Annotated in this window: 15 protein-coding genes, 1 tRNA gene and 1 other RNA gene; 5 read left to right on the top strand and 12 right to left on the bottom strand. The window is 43.7% G+C overall.

Annotation, left to right across the window (positions count from 1 at the left end):
• Window positions 1-94: 94 nt before the first annotated feature.
• The 6 genes from R7Z49_RS13675 to R7Z49_RS13700 form a co-directional block, all read right to left on the bottom strand.
• Window positions 95-2401 (bottom strand): zinc/cadmium/mercury/lead-transporting ATPase, encoded by a 2307-nt coding sequence (locus R7Z49_RS13675; protein ID WP_186584403.1) that lies wholly within the window; start codon window positions 2399-2401, stop codon window positions 95-97.
• A 172-nt stretch (window positions 2402-2573) separates the two neighbouring features.
• On the bottom strand, window positions 2574-2993 hold the full coding sequence (locus R7Z49_RS13680) for a CBS domain-containing protein (protein WP_005378483.1): 420 nt from the start codon (window positions 2991-2993) through the stop codon (window positions 2574-2576).
• Between the two features lie 247 nt (window positions 2994-3240).
• Window positions 3241-3975 (bottom strand): RNA methyltransferase, encoded by a 735-nt coding sequence (locus R7Z49_RS13685; RefSeq protein ID WP_005378485.1) that lies wholly within the window; start codon window positions 3973-3975, stop codon window positions 3241-3243.
• Between the two features lie 212 nt (window positions 3976-4187).
• An RNA gene (ffs, locus tag R7Z49_RS13690) (signal recognition particle sRNA small type) lies at window positions 4188-4284 on the bottom strand.
• Between the two features lie 137 nt (window positions 4285-4421).
• A complete protein-coding gene (locus R7Z49_RS13695; RefSeq protein ID WP_017634751.1) occupies window positions 4422-6425 on the bottom strand; it encodes a GGDEF domain-containing protein in 2004 nt (667 codons plus the stop codon).
• 152 nt (window positions 6426-6577) lie between these two features.
• Entirely contained in the window at window positions 6578-7321 is a 744-nt protein-coding gene (locus R7Z49_RS13700) for a hypothetical protein (RefSeq protein ID WP_005389942.1), read from the bottom strand.
• A gap of 257 nt (window positions 7322-7578) precedes the next feature.
• Between R7Z49_RS13700 and R7Z49_RS13705 the strand changes: the two genes are divergently transcribed.
• On the top strand, window positions 7579-7881 hold the full coding sequence (locus R7Z49_RS13705; protein ID WP_005378570.1) for a DNA base-flipping protein: 303 nt from the start codon (window positions 7579-7581) through the stop codon (window positions 7879-7881).
• Window positions 7882-7911: 30 nt separating this feature from the next.
• Here R7Z49_RS13705 and R7Z49_RS13710 read toward each other — a convergent pair whose 3' ends face one another.
• Window positions 7912-8346 (bottom strand): YbaY family lipoprotein, encoded by a 435-nt coding sequence (locus tag R7Z49_RS13710; RefSeq protein ID WP_005378572.1) that lies wholly within the window; start codon window positions 8344-8346, stop codon window positions 7912-7914.
• A gap of 240 nt (window positions 8347-8586) precedes the next feature.
• On the opposite strand from R7Z49_RS13710, the gene tesB reads away from it, so the two are divergent.
• A complete protein-coding gene (tesB, locus tag R7Z49_RS13715) occupies window positions 8587-9447 on the top strand; it encodes an acyl-CoA thioesterase II (protein WP_005378575.1) in 861 nt (286 codons plus the stop codon).
• 68 nt (window positions 9448-9515) lie between these two features.
• Here the strand turns inward: tesB and R7Z49_RS13720 are convergent, their stop codons facing one another.
• Window positions 9516-12557: a cadherin repeat domain-containing protein gene (locus R7Z49_RS13720; RefSeq protein ID WP_186584404.1), complete on the bottom strand. Its 3042-nt coding sequence runs from the start codon at window positions 12555-12557 to the stop codon at window positions 9516-9518.
• A gap of 456 nt (window positions 12558-13013) precedes the next feature.
• Window positions 13014-13478, bottom strand: coding sequence for an Lrp/AsnC family transcriptional regulator (locus tag R7Z49_RS13725; protein WP_025998626.1), 465 nt, complete (start codon window positions 13476-13478; stop codon window positions 13014-13016).
• A gap of 141 nt (window positions 13479-13619) precedes the next feature.
• Between R7Z49_RS13725 and R7Z49_RS13730 the strand changes: the two genes are divergently transcribed.
• Complete coding sequence (locus tag R7Z49_RS13730; protein WP_005389952.1) at window positions 13620-14714, top strand: PLP-dependent cysteine synthase family protein; 1095 nt, start codon at window positions 13620-13622, stop codon at window positions 14712-14714.
• 61 nt (window positions 14715-14775) lie between these two features.
• Here the strand turns inward: R7Z49_RS13730 and R7Z49_RS13735 are convergent, their stop codons facing one another.
• Complete coding sequence (locus tag R7Z49_RS13735) at window positions 14776-15093, bottom strand: DUF1244 domain-containing protein (RefSeq protein WP_005378586.1); 318 nt, start codon at window positions 15091-15093, stop codon at window positions 14776-14778.
• A gap of 214 nt (window positions 15094-15307) precedes the next feature.
• Between R7Z49_RS13735 and R7Z49_RS13740 the strand changes: the two genes are divergently transcribed.
• Window positions 15308-15883 (top strand): porin family protein, encoded by a 576-nt coding sequence (locus R7Z49_RS13740; RefSeq protein WP_005378589.1) that lies wholly within the window; start codon window positions 15308-15310, stop codon window positions 15881-15883.
• Between the two features lie 80 nt (window positions 15884-15963).
• Here R7Z49_RS13740 and vmeF read toward each other — a convergent pair whose 3' ends face one another.
• Together vmeF and R7Z49_RS13750 are read right to left on the bottom strand one after the other, a co-directional pair.
• Window positions 15964-19077, bottom strand: a complete 3114-nt coding sequence (gene vmeF / locus R7Z49_RS13745) for a multidrug efflux RND transporter permease subunit VmeF (protein WP_042522140.1) — start codon at window positions 19075-19077, stop codon at window positions 15964-15966.
• The gene (locus R7Z49_RS13750; protein ID WP_042522142.1) at window positions 19077-20171 is read right to left on the bottom strand and encodes an efflux RND transporter periplasmic adaptor subunit; all 1095 of its coding nucleotides are present in this window, start codon (window positions 20169-20171) and stop codon (window positions 19077-19079) included. Before R7Z49_RS13750 ends, vmeF begins: the two co-directional genes overlap by 1 nt.
• 292 nt (window positions 20172-20463) lie before the next feature.
• On the opposite strand from R7Z49_RS13750, the gene R7Z49_RS13755 reads away from it, so the two are divergent.
• A tRNA-Tyr gene (locus tag R7Z49_RS13755) sits at window positions 20464-20530 on the top strand.

The raw sequence follows: 20530 nt of genomic DNA on the forward strand, positions 1-20530 counted from the left end.
AAAACGTCTGATCGCATCAGGTGAATACGGTTAAAAAAAGCCCGGTACACGAATGCCTCGGGCTATTAATGAGTGGGATTAATGGTTAGGTCAGTTATTTGATCTGCTTGGACTCAAAACGAAGTAATCTCAACGCATTCAATGTCACCAGTGCTGTTGCACCACTGTCGGCTAATACAGCAACCCACAACCCAGTAACACCAAGTAAACTTGTCACTAAGAATACACCTTTCAAACCTAGCGCTAACGCGACATTCTGACGAATGTTACTTAGCGTCGCACGCGACAGTTCTATCATGGCAGGTAGCTCAATCAAACGGTTGTGTGTTAACGCCGCATCAGCAGTCTCGAGCGCAACATCCGTACCGCCTCCCATCGCAATGCCGATACTCGAAGCTTTCATGGCTGGAGCATCATTGATACCGTCTCCCACCATAGCAACGGTATGTTGTTGTGATAGCTTCTCGACGTAATGCACCTTGTCTGCAGGTAACAAACTCGCTTTATAATCCAAGCCTATTCTATTTGCCATTGCTTCTGCACTTCTCGGGTTGTCACCCGTTAGCATCACCGACGTGACCCCAAGTTCCTTCAACATTGCGATGGCTTGCTGGGCATCTGAGCGCAATGTATCTTGCCATGCGATCACGCCAATGACCTCGTCATCGAAACGCACAATGACAACCGTTTTACCTTGTTGTTCCAACGTAACCACTTGCTCTTTGGCTTCTTGAGAAAGTGGAAAGTCTGCCTTTGAAGGCGTGACCACTTGGACCATTTTTCCATCGACGTAACCTGTGACACCAGAGCCTACTTGCGCGGTTTTATCCAACGCTTCAGGAATAGTAAGCCCCTGCTCTTGCACTTTGGTAACTAAAGAAACCGCTAGAGGATGACTTGAACCAACCTCGATTGACGCAGTTAGGCTAAGTAACTTGTCTTCATCCATATCAAAAGCAAAGACATCAGTCACTTCTGGTTTACCTTGCGTCAGTGTCCCAGTTTTATCAAATGCGACAGACTCAACCTTGCCAAGCAACTCAAGCGCCGCACCACCTTTGATCAATGCGCCCCGCTTAGCAGCTGCCGCCAAGCCAGAAGTGATCGCCGCAGGCGTTGAAATGACTAATGCACATGGACAAGCAATCAACAGCAGGGCGAGTCCTCGATAGATCCACGTTTCCCACGGTTGGGCAAATAGTAATGGCGGCGTAACGATAACCATCAGAGACACCAGCATCATTAGCGGCGTATACCAACGGCTAAATTTATCAAGAAAGCGTTCTAATGGTGCCTTACGAGATTCGGCTTCTTCAATCAAATGAAGAATTCGGTCTATCGCATTCTCGCCCTGACGGGAAGTCACCTGTAAGCGAACCACTTTATCGACAACCACAGCCCCGGCCATCACTTTGCCACCGGTTTGATGTTCAACGGGAACAGATTCACCCGTTAACGCACTTTCGTCAAAACTCGCAAGCGCATCTTGCAAAACACCGTCGGCAGGCAAACGACCTCCAGGTGCGACTTCTATGATATCCCCTGGTTTAAGCTGAGCAGCTGGTACTTCTTTACGCTCTCCATCAATAATTAAAATTGAATTTTCTGGGACTAAGTCCATTAACGCCTGGACACCGCTTCGCGCGCGAGATGATGCATATGCTTCTAACTTTTCACCAATAAGGAAAAGCAATAACACCATTGCGGCTTCGGCGGTTTCACCTAAATATAAAGCGCCGAGCGCCGCTACACTCATTAACGTTTCAATCGCAAAAGGCGTACCGCTACGCGCCAACTTAAATGCTTTGAGCGCGATTGGGTATAAACCAAGTAAACACGTCAAAGTGAATAACCAAGCGCTTATTTGAGGGTCGATCTTAGAAATTACTGCCGCAGTAGCCATTGCACCAGCAATCGAGAGAATTTGGATGTTGTCTCTTATGACGCCAAGCCAGCCTTTCTTTGTAGTGCTTGGTTTTGGAGCATCAAGTGAAGAGAGCGGGAAACCCGTTTTTTGGGCTGTCTGCTCTATCGTAGCTATCAGCTCTAGACCATCAAAATCGACGACCAGTTTTTCTGTTGCAAACAAAACCTTGGCTTGGCTGACGCCTTGTAAAGACGTAATGGCTTTCTCAAGCTTTTGCGCACAAGATGGGCAATCCATACCTGACACAAGCCAAGCGTTCCGAACGGAGGAATTACTCTCCCTTGTGGGATCGTCTTCCTCGCCTGTGTCAACGCTGCAGCCTCCTCCACTACAGCAAGAGCTTTCAGAAACATCAACACTGGCCTGAGAGATATTGAGCGAAGATTTTACTGGCGCACAGCATGACTCGCTTGCACCAAGCGGCACCGCAGTTTTGATTTTGCTAGATTGGCAACCTTGATGTTTTGTACACATAATTTTTTCCTTATTGGTATCGGTGATTTACCTATTGCTAAGGATAAACCTTAGAGTAAGCTCCAAGGTCAAGATAAATTTGTACAGTTCGGCGATAGAAAATAAAAAAGACGCCGAAGCGTCTTTCCAAACCAGTTTAAAAGCAATATTCCGTAAAGTTTAAACAGAGAGGTTAAACGGGATGCTTAAAGCACTCATTTAATGTCATTCCTATGGCACGCAGCACGTCTCTTCTTGTGATAACACCAACCAACTTACCTTTGCCATCCACCACTGGATACATTTTCGGCTTTCCAACTTTCATCATGTCAGCCAGTTCAATTACTGACATTTCTGGAGAAACAGATAAGACATCATCATGCATACACTCTTGTACCGTATGTGTATCTTGGCAGTGATAACTTGCTTTCACCAACTTATCTAATAAGTCTTGCTCCGATAAAAACCCAACCACTTTTTCATTTTCATCAATGACAGGGCCACCTAGTGTGACACTTTGCATTACTTTGTTTAAAGCTGCCGAAAGTGACATATCTTTCGTGAAAGTCACCGCTTGCAACGTCATGTAATCTTTTACTTTTAATGAATGCATTCTTATCTCCTTAAGGGCATTTTATTGCGGCCTTTAGATAAGTGTCGCCTAATTTCCTGATTTTACTAAATGGAAAGGAGTAATTTTATTTATAGGCACAGCCTATTGAACTAAAACAAAATTAACTCACCGAACAACATTCACTGTATTTCGTTAAACGCAAGATTCAGCCAGGCTGATTTTTCTAGGCAATAAATACAACAAAGCCAGTCAAATTGACTGGCTTTGTTATTAAGTAATTGTTGCGTTAGCTATGTTGGCGGCGCATGTTGTCTAAAATAATGCCAGTCGCCATCGCGACATTCAGTGATTCGGCACCGCCAAACGCCGGAATCGTGATTTTATCTGTCACGAATTTTGCTGCGGCTTCGCGCACACCATGAGATTCGCTGCCCATCAACAAAATACCTTCAGCAGCGAAATCCGTTTTATGAACGCTCTCTCCTTCCAAAAACGCGCCATATACTGGCAATTTGGCGTGTTCCAAGTAACTTGGCAAATCCACCAAACTCACTTGTACGCGGCCAAAGCTGCCCATGGTCGCACTGATCGTTTTAGGATTATAAGGATCAGCACAATCTGTACTCGCAATAATGTGCTTGATGCCATACCAGTCTGCAACACGAATAATCGTACCTAGATTACCAGGGTCGGATACACCATCTAGCGCAATCATCAAGCCTTTCGCTTGAGGCTCTTTTACACTCGGAATTTCAACCACAGCAATGGCCGCATTATTGCTCACAAGCGTGCTCGCTTTGGTCAATTCATCAAGCGATGCTTCAACACAATCAAAACGATTTAGCGTACCAGCATTTTGTTCGAGAAATGCCGCTGTTGCAAAAACCTGCTTCACCTTCAATGAACTACTTGCTAGCTCTAGTACGTTCTTTTCACCCTGAACTAGGAATAAGCCATGCGCTTTACGCTGTTTCTTTTGACCTAAAGCACGAAGCAGTTTTAATTGGTTTTTTGAAATCATTAAAGTATCCCAGGTGAAAATGGTTATTCGGCGAGCGTACCCTAAACAATCTTCACGACAGTTCGGTATCAAGCGGATGAGATTATAAATTATACCTAAATAACCTCAAGAAGCTTGATCATCAGAAGACGTTGAACACCAAGCGTAGCCAAAATAAAAGGAGGCTCAAAAACGAAAAAAGCCCTGCGATAACGCAGGGCTTTCAAAGGGTGGGACCCCAGCCACATCCCGGCACACAAGTCACACGCTGCGGCTGCTTCCTTCCGGACCTGACCGAGTTCACGAGCTATTGTTGCGAGAGGACCAGAGCCCCATAATTCTTTTCGAGAGGTCTTGCCTCAATCGATGGGGCGATTATTCAGTATCAGCTCTCATAATGCAAGAGCAAAAACCTTGAATTTCATCATTTCATTACCGTTTGAACAAAACTCGATCAATTCATTCCTTTATGATGAAACCGTGCAGTCACGATAAGAGGAGTCGTGCCGTGAGGACTGCTTACTCATGTACATGTCTTCATCAGCCAAATGCATCGCTTGCTCTAAGCTCATGTGCCGTTCCCTTTTTGCAGAGAAACCAATAGAGATACTTATAGACTCCAAATCACTACATAATTTGCCTTTCACATCGATTCTACTGAGCTCTCTCATTGCTCTAGTTAACTCGGCTTGCGTAGGATAACCCAGTAATATGAACTCATCCCCTCCAATTCGATAACATCTTCCCGACCAGACATAATGAATTTTTAGCGCCAGTAGTTGTAAAACTTCGTCCCCAGCGCGATGACCATAAGTGTCATTGATTCGTTTGAAATGATTAATGTCTAAGTAAAGTATGGATAGATCTTTGTTTACTCCTTTTCGATACTTTACTTGCAACGCACGACGATTCCTTAACCCTGTTAAGTTGTCAGTGTTCGATTGACGGTAAAGATAAAGCGAAACACAAATAGCAAACAATAATACAAAGATAAACACAGCTTGTGTTTGCGTCGCTAATCGAATCTCATATTCAAGTGCGGTACGCCAATCTGGGCGTACATCGTACTGAGCAATGATCTTATCAACTTCTAACATCGCTATCGCTCGACTGAAGAAAGGCGCAAGCATGGCTCCTTTTTCATTCGCGACCAATCCAACAGAGAGTTGTGACTCATAAAACTCGCCAATAGCGGTATCCTGCTCTATCGGAACCAATTCACTGAGACGTAAAAAATGATTGAGCATCGCCGTATCCATCGGAATGTAATCGACTTCTTCATTTAGTAGCCCCTGAATGAGCTCTTGTTGGGTACGATAACGTTTGAGTTCTTTTAGCGGTAACAGTTGCGTCATCATTTGATCGAAAAAGTCATCCTTAACTACGCCAATCCGCTCAGATATCAACTGTGAAACATGAGAGTATGTGCTCGGTTTGTAACCTAAACGCTTGACCATCACCGATGCTGGCGCGTAATGGGGCTTTGGAAAGTAGCTAAATGCGCGCCGCTCACGGCTGACCGTTAACGGCGCCAAAATTTCGAAATTACCTTGGATAAACTCATGGTACATAGAACCCCAGCTTTCACCAGGCTCACTAATGATCAAGCAGTTTAAAGCCAAGATCTCACAGCTTCTCAGGACTACATCAGCCGTCATCCCTTCGACACTACCATCTGCGTTGTATACAACATATGGAAAGATAGATTCGAGCTTAATCCGTATTGGTTCATTAAAATCAAGGGGTAATAAACGAATAGAATCACGCAACGCTGCTCGCCTTAATTCAAATTGATACTGGGAAATTTCTTCGCGAAGCTGCTTTTGCACCGCTTCCCCGTGAATAAACGTAGCGAACGTGTCCAACTCTTCAAGATGATGATCTTTTTTACTGATGATGGATACGGGCTTTATCGAAATCTGATCATTGAGCATCTTGGCGTCAAACCCCTCCATCAGCATCGGCTTGAGCTGGTTAATGGCATCGACAACGCCATCCACAGCACCTGAACGTAGCAGTGTTACTGCTTGTTCGTGACCTTGATAAGAGATCTGTTCTAGCTCAGGGTAGTGTTGTTTAAGTAATTGGGCATAAACTGTATCTTTGGGGACGCCAACACGCGAAATGTCACTCAACGTCGAATCTTTTAAACCAAAGAGGTAGGTATATTCGATATTTGTTGGGCGGGAATAACTAAAACGTTGAGCACGTTCTTGTGTGTAAGTGATATTCGCAGCAAAGTCCGCTTCCCCATTCGCTACTGAATTTAGAATGGCATCAAAGCTGGAGTAGTTCACGTATTGAACGGTAAAGCCAAACTCCTTTGAAGCAGCATTGAAAAGAACACGAGTGACGACATCATCCGCTTCAGTCGCGACTTTATAATGAGCAATTAAAGGGGCTTCGGCTTTTACATTCAAACTCAAGAGGCAACATGCAAAAAGCAACAGTGTTCGAGCAAAAGTTGTCATGACAAACTTATCTTAAATCAACCACTTATATTGTGGTTATTATTATTGGAAGTGTAGTAAATATGAAATGAAGAACATATACTAATCTCCATTTTGTTCCACAACCAATTCGATACTCTGCCGCACATGTCACTTTTTACCTGACTAAAAACTCATAATTCAGCCTGTTCATCGCTACTACGTAAAATATAGTCAGTCATCCAAGCCGTCCCTAACAAACAGATCCAAACCACGAAAACAGGGTTTGGCACATCCGTGGTCGGGCTGACGACTAAAGCGGCAAAACCCACAGTCGGCAATGTCCAGCATAATAATTTGCTCCAACGAATGGTATGTTGAAGCTTCGCAAGTGCTTCCATTGACGCTAACATTCCCGTCAAACTTAACGCCATAAGAACGGCGTACGGTAGGCCTGCAATCCACAATGGGAGCAACAAAAACAACGGCCACCAGCTGTGTTTATTGGATGGCGTCCAATGCGCAGCCGACCACCACATCGCCATAACCGCAATGGTTTGAACCACTGTAACCCAAGCAGAACCATCCAGCTTACCGCCTTGCTGTGTGACCATAAGACCAACTTGCAGTGTAAGTACAATAAGACCAGCGGTGAGCAACACACCTAAAGAGCTTCTACGAGAAAATACCACCATTAAAAGTGGGAAAAGGATCAAAACACCAACCGACAAAGCAATTGGCTGCATTGAGAGTGTCGCACCAAAAGCCATCATCGCGCCCAGCAATACTAAGCCAGCGAACCCACCTTGTGGCAGAACCCACAGCGCGGGGATCATAAGTGCAAGAACGGGAATGTCACCCTCGCTCAAACTCATCGCCCGAACACAGACAACAGCGAGTAAGGTCGTAACGAAAAATTGAAGTGTCGATAAAATCATAGCGCCTCCTGGCTTCCCCACCTACTTGGTAACTCAACGGCAAAAACTGGGATTGAAAGTCGTTGAGAGGGTCTAGATTCAAGCTTAGCTTGCGTTTGCTTCATGCTGTTTAAGGCTCATCAACCAACGACACTAAAGAACAGAAAATGTAATTCTTCAAAGTGAGTCGCTGGCAACACAAGGGTTAAGAACCGTTAGCAATATACAAGTCCAATGGTTTACCATTCCTTAGTAACCCAAAATAGACACTTTTGAGTATGGACCAATTTTTAGCGCAAATCTTTGCTGTAATTCACCAAATTCCAAAAGGAAAAGTCTCCACCTATGGGGAAATTGCCAAAATGGCCGGTTATCCGGGCTATGCGAGACATGTTGGTAAAGCACTGGGCAACTTACCAGAAGGCAGTAAACTCCCCTGGTTTAGAGTGGTAAATAGCCAAGGAAAAATATCTTTAAAAGGCAGAGACTTAGAGCGACAAAAAAAGAAATTAGAAGCAGAAGGGATTGAAGTATCGGAAGTTGGCAAAACTTCACTTAAAAAATACAAATGGCAGCCTTAAGCTGCCATTTTTTGTTCTCAGTACGTCGTATTAACGTGTTCCAACTAGACGAATATCTAATTGGTGAGTTTGTGCTTCATCTGTAATAACACCGTTATGTGTGTCGCTGATAAAACGCAGCTTTCCATCTACCTCAATGCGAGCACGAACGCTGTAACGATGGTTTGGTTTGATTTCATTGCTGTCGTAACTCAACTCAAAAGAAAGAGGAACTTGCTTACCTTCTGTTTCGAATGTCTGTTTCGCCAACACTTTTGCTGGCGCATCCGCCAAGGACACATCTTCTAACGCAATAGTAACCACTGCGTTTGGTGGCAAGGCAATCCGCTCGCGATAAGCCACTGTACCTGTAATCGTCTTCATTGACGCTTCTGTAGATTCCATTTCTGTATTTTGAGAAGTTTGGCAACCCACTAACGCAGCCCCAAAGAGTAGAGAAGTAACAAGTAGTAGTGTTTTTTTCATATATTCCTCGAAAAGAGCATTAAACCGAGGCAATTATAGGTGTGGAATATAAAACTGTCTGCTTCCTGTCACTTTATTTGACAATAGTTTGACTGAGTTAGAATTTATCAAACAATTGATTTTGTTTCATAATTGGAACAATACTATTTCTAAGTTACTCAATAGTTCTTAACTATGCCACTTCACAAGAGTGAGGCTGTTGAGGTAACTTGGAATGAAAGACAACGGTGAGGAGACACAATGAGTAAACCACTACGAGAATTGCTCAGCCTACTACAACTCGAAAAATTAGAAGAAGGCTTGTTTCGTGGCCAAAGTGAAAACCTAGGTTTGCCTCAAGTTTATGGCGGTCAAGTAATTGGGCAAGCGCTTTCTGCTGCGCGCTACACCGTTGAAGAAACACGCACGGTACACTCCTTCCATAGCTATTTTTTGTACCCTGGCGATCCAGAAAAACCTATTATTTATGATGTAGAAAATCTGAGAGATGGCCGTAGCTTTAGCACTAGACGCGTAAAAGCAATTCAAAATGGACGCCCTATTTTTTACCTAACCGCATCCTACCATGGCGATCAACCTGGGTTTGATCATCAAAAAGAAATGCCAGATATCCCTGGTCCAGAAAACTTTGCCTCAGAGAGTGAGCTCGCAAGCCATATTGCAGAATTTCTACCCAAACGCTTACGCAAAACATTTTGCGGGGAAAAGCCAATCGAAACTCGCCCCGTTACGGTTATCAACCCTTTGAAGCCCAAAAAAGCAGAACCCAAACAGTACCTTTGGATTCGTGCTAATGGTGAAATGCCAGAGAATCAGCTAATTCACCAGTACCTTCTGGCCTACGCATCCGATTGGGGATTCCTTGTGACAGCAATGCATCCACATGAAGTCTCATTAATGACGCCTAACTTTCAAGTGGCCACCATTGACCACTCTATCTGGTTCCATCGTCCGTTTAAGATGGATGAATGGCTTCTATATGCGATAGAGAGCCCAACGGCGAGCAATACTCGTGGGTTGGTCCGTGGCGAAATATACAACCAGCAAGGTCACTTAGTGGCGACCGCCGTGCAAGAAGGGGTGATGCGCTACACGAAATAGCTCGTGTTCGCCAGACGAAAAAAGGAGTGCTGTTCCGCACTCCTTTTTTAAGGGGTATCAAACGATGATTAATTTGGTTGATACTTCATGTTAATAACCGACCATTCGTAAAGTGATTTCGGGTAACCATATTCGCCTTTCCCGTAAATGACATTTGGGTCGGCATAGAATCCACCTTTATTCGTTGCTAAAAATTCACGAACCCCACGACGGTAAGTAATCACAGGTGCTACTAACTCATACTCTACCTTTTCCATCTTCGAGTCATCAATTATTAAGAACCGAGTCATACGAATCGTGCTGCCGTTGGTGCAGTACCCTGGGTCATCATAGTCAATTGCTTCAAAAGGCTTGAGATCATCTTCGAACAGCTCTGATGTACATCCATCAAATCGAGCTAAGTGTACCCACGCTCCTTTTATTAGAGTTTGGTCATCGTTACCCACCGGCTTGAATGCAAGTAGTGCAATCTTACCTTTGCCGTATAATTTCAATTCTTCGTCCGTTGGCTCTCGCACTGAACGAACGTTCATCAAACCAAACTCACTTTCTTCTAAGTTAGAAAACTCACGTGCATTTAGCGTGCTAAACAATACTGTTTGTTCAGTTTCAAGCAATGTATATTGATCCGCAACACCTTCATCTGCAAAGCTTAGATACAGCTGGACTTTCTTACTTTCCAACGCTTTGTAATCTCGAGATTCTCCTTCCGAAACGTCGAGAGAAATCCAACGTCTTTTTACTGGTGGGAGGTCAAGTAACGTCAGCTCTTCCTTATCAACATCTAATGAAGCGACTCCTTTAATTGTTGAGCTGGATATTTGATAGCTGCGGTTTCCTATTGGTGTACCAAAGTCTAGCTTAACCTTTTTAAATGGTTCAAATTCCACCTTCATTGTAGAAGCACTTAAACCAGGGTGATTCGCTTTGTTAATAGTGCCATTTACGACGATTGTTTTAGCTTTGTAGTTGCGCCCAGTAAGAGTAACCTCTAATTGGTACGTGCCTGCATGCAGGATTTTCAAACGCCCTGTATCAGGAGAAACTAGCTCGACCACAGGGTCTTTTTGGTTAATAAGACGGTAACTTGCCTTCGCAGTCCCACCACTCATCACTGGTGAGATAACACTACCAGCGGAGAATTCTACCGTTGGGTAAGTAACCGATACAGGGTTTGTGCCTTGTTTAATCGTGACCGAGAAACTACTTTCACCCGGATCCACTTTGTCGTCCCCCGCATCCGAAACAATAATTTTTGTGCTACCCGCGTTAAGAATTTGCATGGCACCCGTTTGGCTGTTTAAGGAAACCACATCTGTTGCAGCGTTGTCTGCAAATCGGTACGTAACTTCTCCAACCGTACCAGAGATTTTCGGCGCAACAAATGTTTGGCCAACCTTCCAAATCTCTTCCACATCGGATTGAACTTCAATTCGGCTCGGCGCACTCAAAATTGTCACATAGACTTTTTGATCAGGACCAACAGTATAATTCGCGCTCTCTTTTCTGCGCACAGTTAGCGTCGCTTTACCCGCTTTATACACATGGAGACGTCCTTCACTAAAACCACCGACAACATCTGGTGCGGTGTTATCTACAATCTCAATTTGCTCGTCAGCACTCAAACCAAAATCACGGTGAAGATCAAAACTGTATTTGTTGCTGTACACAACGTCATAATCGTGCGTTGCCATCGGTTGGCCTTCAGCCTTTGCAACTTTAATGACGACATTAAATTGAATAGGTTGGTAGAACTCCCCACCATCGTCTTCAAACTTAAGGCCGTACTCACCCGCAGTCACTACCTCCAACTTGCCGTCAGTCATTCGTAAGCCATTAGGTAAGCTGCTAACTAGATTTACGTTACCTTTTTGCCCTTTAAACGCCAGAGGGATTGAAAGATTTGGTTGATAGGTAAGCGGCATTTCAATGTCTTTTATAACGGGATGAGGCGCGCGATTAACTTCAAGATCAAAACGAGTTTTGCTTGCAGGATAATTACGCATATCATGCTCGTAAATTTCCACTTCAGCAGCACCAACACCTTTGATCAGTAATGCTTCACCATTTTCTGTTTTAGCAACAACGTCTTCACCACGAATGATTCTCAGCTCATAGTCACCGTAGGCGTTCGTCACCTTAGGGAAAATTCGTCCACCTTCCTCATAAGTTGTGACGATATCCGCTGCGCTGATTTCTTGACGCTTGCCTTGTTTTACATCCACAAAAAATTGCGCTGTTTGCTGTTTATCCAGAAACGCGTCGCTGTAAGTTGCTGTCGCTTCAACCGTTAATTGCCCAACATTATGAACAAGAAGCAAACCCGTTTCAGGGTCTAGCAACTCGGCCACCTTGCTGTCTGGTACGCTATTTATAATTTTGTAAGAAATACGTTGCGTTTGAGCTTTATCTAAACGCACTGGTTCTAACGTCAACCCTTCTCGATACTCGTCTTCAAGCAAAGCGAACTGTAATTGCCCCGGAGCTACTGCATGCAGTTTAACCGTAGCGCGAACTTGTTTCGGCAAGTAAAAGTCGTTACCTGAATCAGTAATCAGCACCGATGCCTGACCAACTGAACCTAATGAATATACCGAACCGTTCTCATCAACACGAATCAAGTTATGACCACTTTCTACCTCATAACTCAGTTCGCCTTTTTGGCCACGGACGATCAACGCTTTTCCTTCTGACTCAATCGCATTGAAATTCAGATCACTCACTGAAAGTTCAGTATTGATGCCTCGCTCTACAGTGACAGAAAATCTTGCTTCAGAAGATTCATAAGCAGAGCTACTATCTGTAGCAAGAATCGTCGCCGTTCCTGGGCGCAGAATTTGTAGTATTCCTGAGTCATTAATTTTCACGACATTTGGCGGATTAGAGTCAATGACTTGGTAAGATACCGACCCATGTACATTGCTCAGTTTTGCTTCAGTAACCGTTCCCACTCCTTCAAACTTCAACACCGTGTCTTCCACTTTTAATTGCGGACGGTTCTGCTTTGTTACCGTAGTTGGTGTCTTCGTATTGTTCGGCTTAGAGTCTCCCCCACCGCCACAGCCAGCGAGTAAAGCTGCGAGAAAAAGCAAATAGTAATTTCTGTTCATTTTTAGTAATACTTTGTTACATACAAGATGGGGCGATAATAATACGATGTTTTATTAATCACTATCCCCATTTTTGAGTACTTTATTACTTAAGTAATTGCTACTGTATTAATCCTAAAAACAAATACTCAAAAATAGCGACCAAATTACATGAAAACACAAAAAGCAAACGTTTAAATCAAACTCTTCCATTAATTTAGTAAAAATTAATATTCAATAAAATAAAACATGAAAAAGAAAGAGAAAAAATTGCGTTATTTTTTCTTTCATTATGATGTATAGGATTAATGGACTGTAAAAACAAATGGTTAATGAAAAATAGAAGAGAGAATAAATATCGTTTATATTTATAAAAATCTGGTAGGAAATAGTTTTAAAAGCATAATAAAACTACCTTTTAACATTTAAAATACTAAAAGGTAGAATTAACATTAGATAGAATTCTTATAGGGCGAGTTATTTTAGGATTGGTAACTCTGTTGTGTATTTAATGGACTCCATAGCAAATGTTGAAGTCACATTAGATAGCCCTTTTACGCTATTAACTAACCGCTTATAGAATTCGTCAAAACACTTCATATCTTTGACTAGTACTTTCATCATGTAGTCATACTCGCCAGCCATACGATAAAACTCCATTACCTCAGGAAAGTCACTCACAGTTGTAACAAAATGGTGATACCAACCTTCGGAATGATCAATCGTTTTTAACTGAACAAATGCAATGAAAGATAGCTCGAGCTTTTCTGCACTTAACAACGCCACGCGTTTTTCGATGTAGCCCTCTTCTTCCAACCTTTTCAAGCGCTTCCAGCATGGTGTTGTAGTAAGATTGACTCGCTCAGCCACGTCATTTAATGACAAGGTGCTGTCGGTTTGTAGTAAAGCAAGCAGCTGCTTATCTATTCGATCTAAACTCATTTCTATAAAACCCATAAAATGTAGAAAATTTTTCTACAAAAACCTTTATTAAGAGTAACAATAGCAAAGTTTTTCTCGAAAATTATAGATAAATTATCCCTATCTAATACTTATCTATCGATTTCCCCAAGGAGAGACGCCATGTGTACTGACCACAATTGGATCAACAATGCAGTGCGTAAAATTGAAGCAGACTTCCAACGTTCTGCTGATACTCATTTATTTAAACTTGAACTGCCTTCTCTTGATGGTATCGATATCTACCTAAAAGATGAGAGCACGCATCCAACAGGCTCTCTGAAACACCGATTGGCGCGCTCATTATTTCTTTACGCTATTTGTAATGGATGGATTGGTCCTGAAACCACTGTAATCGAGGCGTCCTCAGGCAGCACTGCCGTTTCGGAAGCGTATTTTGCGCGTTTACTTGGCTTACCGTTCATTGCCGTCATGCCGAAAACCACTGCACGTAAAAAGATCGAACAAATTGAATTTTACGGTGGTAAAGCGCACCTTGTTGAACGATCAGATCAGATTTATGACGAGTCTCGACGCTTGGCTCAAGAGTTAAATGGTCACTACATGGATCAGTTTACTTATGCTGAACGTGCGACTGACTGGCGCGGTAACAACAACATCGCGAACTCTATCTTTAGCCAAATGGAGTTAGAAGATCACCCGATTCCTAGCTGGGTAGTGATGAGTCCTGGAACAGGTGGCACATCAGCAACCATTGGCCGTTTTATTCGTTACCAAAAATACGACACTAAGCTTTGCGTGGTAGACCCTGAAAACTCAGTGTTTTACGATGCTTTCCAGTCAGGAAATCACTCATTGAAAGGCGATACTGGCAGCAAAATTGAAGGTATCGGGCGACCACGTGTCGAACCAAGCTTTATTGCTGGTGTCATTGATGAAATGCGCAAAATTCCAGACGCAGCCAGTGTGGCAACCGCCCATTGGGTATCTCAGCTGATTGGGCGTAAAGTCGGCGCATCAACAGGCACCAATCTTTACGGTGTGCTGCAATTGGCTTGTGAGATGAAACAACGCGGTGAGAAGGGTTCTATCGTGACGCTTCTATGTGATTCTGGAGAGCGTTACCTAGATACGTATTATGACTTAACATGGGTAAAAGAGAACATCGGCGATATTCAACCTTACTTAGCTCAACTCGAAGTCATTCAAGCAAAAGGTTGCGTTGAGCCAGCTTGTTGCGGCTCAACTAACGCTTAACGTGCAAACTGGACTTTAAAAAACAGCCCAACTTCATGCGGGCTGTTTTTATCGCTGGGTTTTACTTTTTCTGGCGCGCTTCAAACGCAGCCAATTGTTCTGGCGTTGCCGCTGGTTGATGATTTTGTTTCCATTCATCGTAAGTCATGCCGTAAACACGTTCGCGAGCGTCATCAATATCTAAATCCAAACCGAGATTTTCAGCCTCAGATTTATACCATTTGCTAAAGCAGTTGCGACAGAAGCCCGCAAGGATCATCAGGTCGATGTTTTGTACGTCTTTGTTGGCATCTAAATGCGCCAATAAACGGCGAAATGTCGCCGCGTCTAACTTATCTTGTTCTTCTTGAGTCAAGTTTTTGTATTTGAATTCAGCCACTTTCCTTTCCTTCTCTCTTATTTAACTAGCTTTCGTCACCATATCTAGTTAGTCGGTAGTCATGAGTAAGAAGTATGCTTTAGCGCAACAATTCCCATTCTAAAATCACTACCTTTGATAAAAGCTGATATGATAATTACCATCCATCCTATTAATTAAATTAACATTTAAACAAATCATTACAACGGTCTTTTACCAAGGTTATCGTCTAGTTATGAAAAACGCCATTCTATTATTGTCTGCCTTGACCATTAGCGTGCCAACTTTAGCTGCTCAAGAACAAGCTCATCAATCTTATTTTTATCTGGGTACTGGTAACGTTGGTTTTGATACACCGTACTTCGGCTCGGATAGAGACAATGAGTGGTCAACACCACATATCACAGTGGGCTGGGGTTACCATGTAAACCAATACCTCGCGTTTGAAGGGGTTCTGCGCTATTCACAAAATGAACTTAAGAACGATGCTCTAAAAACTGACTTAGATCTTCACTATTACCAAGCAGGTATGTCTGCTGTTGTAACAAGTGATAACTTAGGCGATACGCCGCTGTCACTGTTTGGTCGCGTAACTGCGCTTGGCACTCAAGCTGAAATGTATGTTCCAAACGAACAAAAAGTCACAGATGATTCAGGCGCGCTATTCAACATCGGTGCTGGTGTCCATTGGGATATGAGCAAAGATATCTGGTTACGCGCAGAGTACATTTATAATGTCGCGGATATGGGTTTTGAAGATTTTTACGACAGCTACGAAGGTGTACAAATCAGCCTAGGGAAACGCTTCTAATCGAACGCTTCCGAGCTAACTTTAAACCGATAAAGAGAAGCCGAGGTTATTACCTCGGCTTTTATGTTTTAACGTTTGATTTAAGGGTGCGCTATACGGCCCTTCGTATCATGGCTAATTGCTTTGTTTAACTCTGCTTCTACATGACCTGGTGCTTGTGTTTTCGCCGAAATCAATCGGTACATTGCCGGGATAACAAACAAGGTCACCAATGTCGCAAACCCCATCCCGAAAAAGATTACCGTACCCACGGCAATACGGCTCTCATAACCCGCCCCTGTCGATACTATCAACGGAATTGCGCCAGCAAGTGTGGTAAACGCAGTCATCAAGATTGGACGTAGACGTCGCGCAGCTGCATCAATGATCGCTTTTTCAAACCCAACGCCACGATCACGTAGCTGATTGGCAAATTCTACGATCAAAATACCGTTTTTCGTCACCATACCAATCAACATGATCATGCCAATCTGGCTATAAATGTTCATACCTTGGCCCATAATAACCAAACCAAGGAAGCCACCAAATACACCCATCGGCACCGTAAACATGACCACTAACGGGTTTACGAAGCTTTCAAACTGAGCCGCCAACACGAGATACGCCACTAGTAGTGCCAATGCAAACACAACAGCAACACTCGCTTGGTTCTCTTTAAAGTCTTTCGACTCCCCCGAATAACTCACCGAAATGTCACCCGGTAAGTTGTCGATGGCTTCCTGGTCTAGGTAACTCAGCGCATCTCCTAATGTATAACCTTCCGACAGGTTGGCAGTAATAGTGATGGACTTCTGTTTGTTGTAGTGAGAAAGACGAATAGAGGCCGCCACTTCTTCAATTTTTGTGACCGCATCTAACGTCACTAGCTGACCGCTATTCGTGCGCAGATAAATCTGACTTAAATCTGCAGCATTATTAAAGCTATTTTCATCACCGCGAAGATACACATCGTACTCTTCGCCACGCTCAACATAAGTCGTTTCGCTTTTACCACCGAGCATGATTTCTAGGGTGTCAGAAATGTCTTTAACACTGACTCCTAGCTCTGCGGCACGCTGTCGGTCAACTGTAACCAATAACTCAGGCGTTTTTTCCGAGTAATCTATCTCTGCTCCTTCCATCATTGGTGATTCTTCTGCTTTGTTCTTTAGCATTTCAGCCCAAACAACGAGCTCATCGTAATCAGAGCCGCCTAATACGAACTGAACTGGCTCACTCGAACCACCTTGGAAACCTGGCATAAATGGGAACACTCGAACATCTGGGATACCCGCCAATTCTTTCCGTACTTTGTTAAGGGCTTGCTGAGCCGTGATATCACGTTCGTTCCAATCTTCTAGAATCATGATCACAAAGCCTGTCTGGTCTCCTGCCTGGCCACCAAACGCTGGCGTTTGGATACTGAATGACTTCAGATAACCTTGCCCTAGTAATGGCATCAATCGGTCTTCGACAATATCCATATTGGCTGACATACGATTGTACGACGTAGCATCTGCACCGCGCACAAACGCGAATATCACACCGCGATCTTCTTGTGGGGTCAGCTGAGCCGGTACCTGATTCATCAAGAAATAGCTACCGCCCAAACAAGCTAGAATCACCAGCGGAGCAGCCCAACGTACTTTCAATGCACCTTTCAATAATGCGCGATAGCCACTCTCAAGCTTGCTAAACAAGCGATCAACCGCTTCATTGAATCGATTTGGTTTTACATTCGCTTTCAAAATCTGACTACCTAATACAGGAGTCAGCGTCAGGGCAATCAAAGAGGAGAATATGACCGACATAGCCAGCAATACAGAAAACTCTGTAAATAGTAGACCTACCATGCCATCCATAAAGGAGATCGGTAAGAACACCATCACCAGCACTAATGTTGTTGCTATAACAGCAAAACCAACCTCTCTTGTGCCTTTATATGCGGCGAGTAATGGCGATTCACCGCGTTCAATATGGTGGAAGATATTCTCTACAACCACAATTGCGTCATCCACCACCAAACCAATCGATAATATCAACGCCATCAAGGTGATCAAGTTGATAGAAAACCCAAAGTAGTACGCGGCAATGAACGAAGAAATCAGAGAAACAGGTACCGTAACCGCAGGAATTAAGGTTGCACGAGCTTGGCCGATGAAAATGTACAACACCAAAATCACCAAGCCGCCCGTGATAAATAGCGTGCTGTACACCTCTTCGATTGAACGCTCGATAAATACTGTCGCGTCGTAATCTATCGCAAGACGTGTACCTTCTGGTAAGAACTTCTGGATGTTATCGACTTCAGACCTAACCAGCTTCGCAACCTCTAACGGGTTTGCGTCTGACTGCGGTACCACACCAAGACTGATGTTTACTACACCATCACTTTTGAAGGTTGAGTTTTCGTTTTCTGCACCAATGAAGACATCTGCTACATCTTTTAAATAGATAGGTGTATTGTCGCTTGCGCGTTTAATGACAAGATATTGAAAATCTTCAGGCGTGTTATAAGTACGAGCCGTACGCACGGACATTACCGTTGAGTCGTTGCGAACTTCACCACCTGGGCTTTCTAGGTTCTCACTTCGCAAAGCTGATGTAATGTCCGAAGCTGTAACTGAACGTCCAGCCATTAGTTCTGGCTTAAGCTTCACGTACATTACCTTGTACAAACCACCGGAGAGATCAATGGAGCTAACCCCAGAGATCAGGCTAAAGCGGTCCATCAATACACGTTCGGCATAATCGGTTAATTGAGTACGGTCCATCTCTGCAGAACTGAGATTGATATAGAGCGACGCCTCTCCCGAGCCATTGTTCTTATAAACAATAGGGTCATCCGCTTCATCAGGTAGCGAGCGCTGAGCACGAGCCACAGCATCACGCACGTCGCTCACACCTGTGTTGAGATCGTAACCTAATTCAAACGTGATCGTGATACGCGACATGCTGTTACGAGTAGTGGAGCTAATTTCATCAACTCCACTGATCCCAGAAAGCTGGTCTTCCAAAACGGAGGTAATTTGGCTTTCAATAATAGTCGCCGATGCACCCTCATAACGCGTACTGATAGAAACGACTGGGCTTTCTATATCAGGCATTTCACGAACGGCTAATTTGGTGAATGACACAAAGCCAAACACACACAACAGCATGCTCAGAACCAACGCCGCGACAGGGCGTTTAACTGAAACGTCGGACAGTAACATTAGTTTTCTTCCTCATCCGATTCACTGTCATTGCGTGTCACATCCGTGGTGTTCGCTTTTAGTGGCGCGACAATTTCTTTCACTTCGACACCATCACGCATGTTAACAATGCCTTGAACCACAATCTTGTCACCAATATCAACACCAGATTCGATCACCACCTCGTTACCAACACGAGCACCTAGCGACACTTCTTGACGAGTAGCTTTGTTGTTTTCATCAATTACATATACAAAACGTTTAGTTCCGGAGTATTCAAGCGCTTGAACAGGAATGATTGGCGCCTTAATAGCAGGAAATGCTAGTGAAGCGTTCATCAACATGCCCGGCTTCAATTGATTTTCTGGGTTATCAAACTCAATACGCACGCGAAGATTCAGTGTTTCGGCGCTGATACGCGTATCAATACCTGTGACTTGACCAGTAAAGATCTGGCTACCCCATGCACTGGTTTTAGCGATGACTTCCATACCAATAGAAAGCATCGATAAATAGCGCTCCGGTACTTGTAAATCCAGTTCCATGACGGAAAGATCATCCAACGTCAAAAGTTCAGTACCCGCACTGACCATTTTGCCGCGGCTAAAATCGATAAAACCAACAGTGCCAGAAAATGGAGCAGTAATATGGAGATCAGCTAAATTGGCTTGAGCAGCATCTAGCCTCGCTTGTGCTATTTCAACACTGGCTTTTTGTGCATCGATTTCAGTTTGAGTAATCGCATTCCGCTTAACCAAACGTTGGAACTCTTTTAACTTACGCTGTTCATCTTTTAGATACGCCTTTGCCTCAATCAAAGCGGCTTGAGCCTTATCGTCATCTAACTTAATTAATAACTGGTCTTGCTGAACATTTTGATTCGCTTTAACAGCGATTTGATTCACTTTGCCGGCGACTTCCGATGCGACAACCACAGACTCCGCTGCCTTTAATTTGCCGATAAGAGTTAAGGATTGATTGATCTCGTGCGTTTCTACTTGTTCAGTCACAACGGTAACCGCTGAGCCTCCTCGCATCGCAGCGCAAACCGATGGAGAACTCAGTAATATAGAAAGCGTTAAAACAGATAACGATAACGTGGCTTTCATGCTCATGATATTGACTTCTAAACGAATAAACTTATGTCATTAAACTGCTTACAGTTTATCAGTAGATACGGTGTTTAACGTCAAGTAGTGTAAATTCAAGTAAAAAGCGCGCTTCTCTTCTGTTCAAAGGACAAACAAAACGCTGACTTTCTACCATCTTTGCCCAAAAAGACAGCATTCAACGTAAAAACGTAAGAAAAACGCTTTACAGCCTGAGCGAGTTTGCTATGATTCGCTCCGCACTTGGGAGATGAGTTGGGAAAACATCTTACTAAGTATAAAAATCCTCTGGAGGGGTTCCCGAGTGGCCAAAGGGAGCAGACTGTAAATCTGCCGGCACTGCCTTCGATGGTTCGAATCCGTCC

It is taken from the genome of Vibrio sp. 1562, assembly GCF_033340155.1.
Taxonomy (GTDB): Bacteria; Pseudomonadota; Gammaproteobacteria; order Enterobacterales; family Vibrionaceae; genus Vibrio; species Vibrio alginolyticus.

Bases quoted from the DNA above. Each gene is read 5' to 3' on its own strand.
- R7Z49_RS13675 (WP_186584403.1), bottom strand. From the start codon at position 2,401: ATGTGTACAAAACATCAAGGTTGCCAATCTAGCAAAATCAAAACTGCG.
- R7Z49_RS13680 (WP_005378483.1), bottom strand. From the start codon at position 2,993: ATGCATTCATTAAAAGTAAAAGATTACATGACGTTGCAAGCGGTGACT.
- R7Z49_RS13685 (WP_005378485.1), bottom strand. From the start codon at position 3,975: ATGATTTCAAAAAACCAATTAAAACTGCTTCGTGCTTTAGGTCAAAAG.
- R7Z49_RS13695 (WP_017634751.1), bottom strand. From the start codon at position 6,425: ATGACAACTTTTGCTCGAACACTGTTGCTTTTTGCATGTTGCCTCTTG.
- R7Z49_RS13700 (WP_005389942.1), bottom strand. From the start codon at position 7,321: ATGATTTTATCGACACTTCAATTTTTCGTTACGACCTTACTCGCTGTT.
- R7Z49_RS13705 (WP_005378570.1), top strand. From the start codon at position 7,579: ATGGACCAATTTTTAGCGCAAATCTTTGCTGTAATTCACCAAATTCCA.
- R7Z49_RS13710 (WP_005378572.1), bottom strand. From the start codon at position 8,346: ATGAAAAAAACACTACTACTTGTTACTTCTCTACTCTTTGGGGCTGCG.
- tesB (WP_005378575.1), top strand. From the start codon at position 8,587: ATGAGTAAACCACTACGAGAATTGCTCAGCCTACTACAACTCGAAAAA.
- R7Z49_RS13720 (WP_186584404.1), bottom strand. From the start codon at position 12,557: ATGAACAGAAATTACTATTTGCTTTTTCTCGCAGCTTTACTCGCTGGC.
- R7Z49_RS13725 (WP_025998626.1), bottom strand. From the start codon at position 13,478: ATGAGTTTAGATCGAATAGATAAGCAGCTGCTTGCTTTACTACAAACC.
- R7Z49_RS13730 (WP_005389952.1), top strand. From the start codon at position 13,620: ATGTGTACTGACCACAATTGGATCAACAATGCAGTGCGTAAAATTGAA.
- R7Z49_RS13740 (WP_005378589.1), top strand. From the start codon at position 15,308: ATGAAAAACGCCATTCTATTATTGTCTGCCTTGACCATTAGCGTGCCA.
- vmeF (WP_042522140.1), bottom strand. From the start codon at position 19,077: ATGTTACTGTCCGACGTTTCAGTTAAACGCCCTGTCGCGGCGTTGGTT.
- R7Z49_RS13750 (WP_042522142.1), bottom strand. From the start codon at position 20,171: ATGAGCATGAAAGCCACGTTATCGTTATCTGTTTTAACGCTTTCTATA.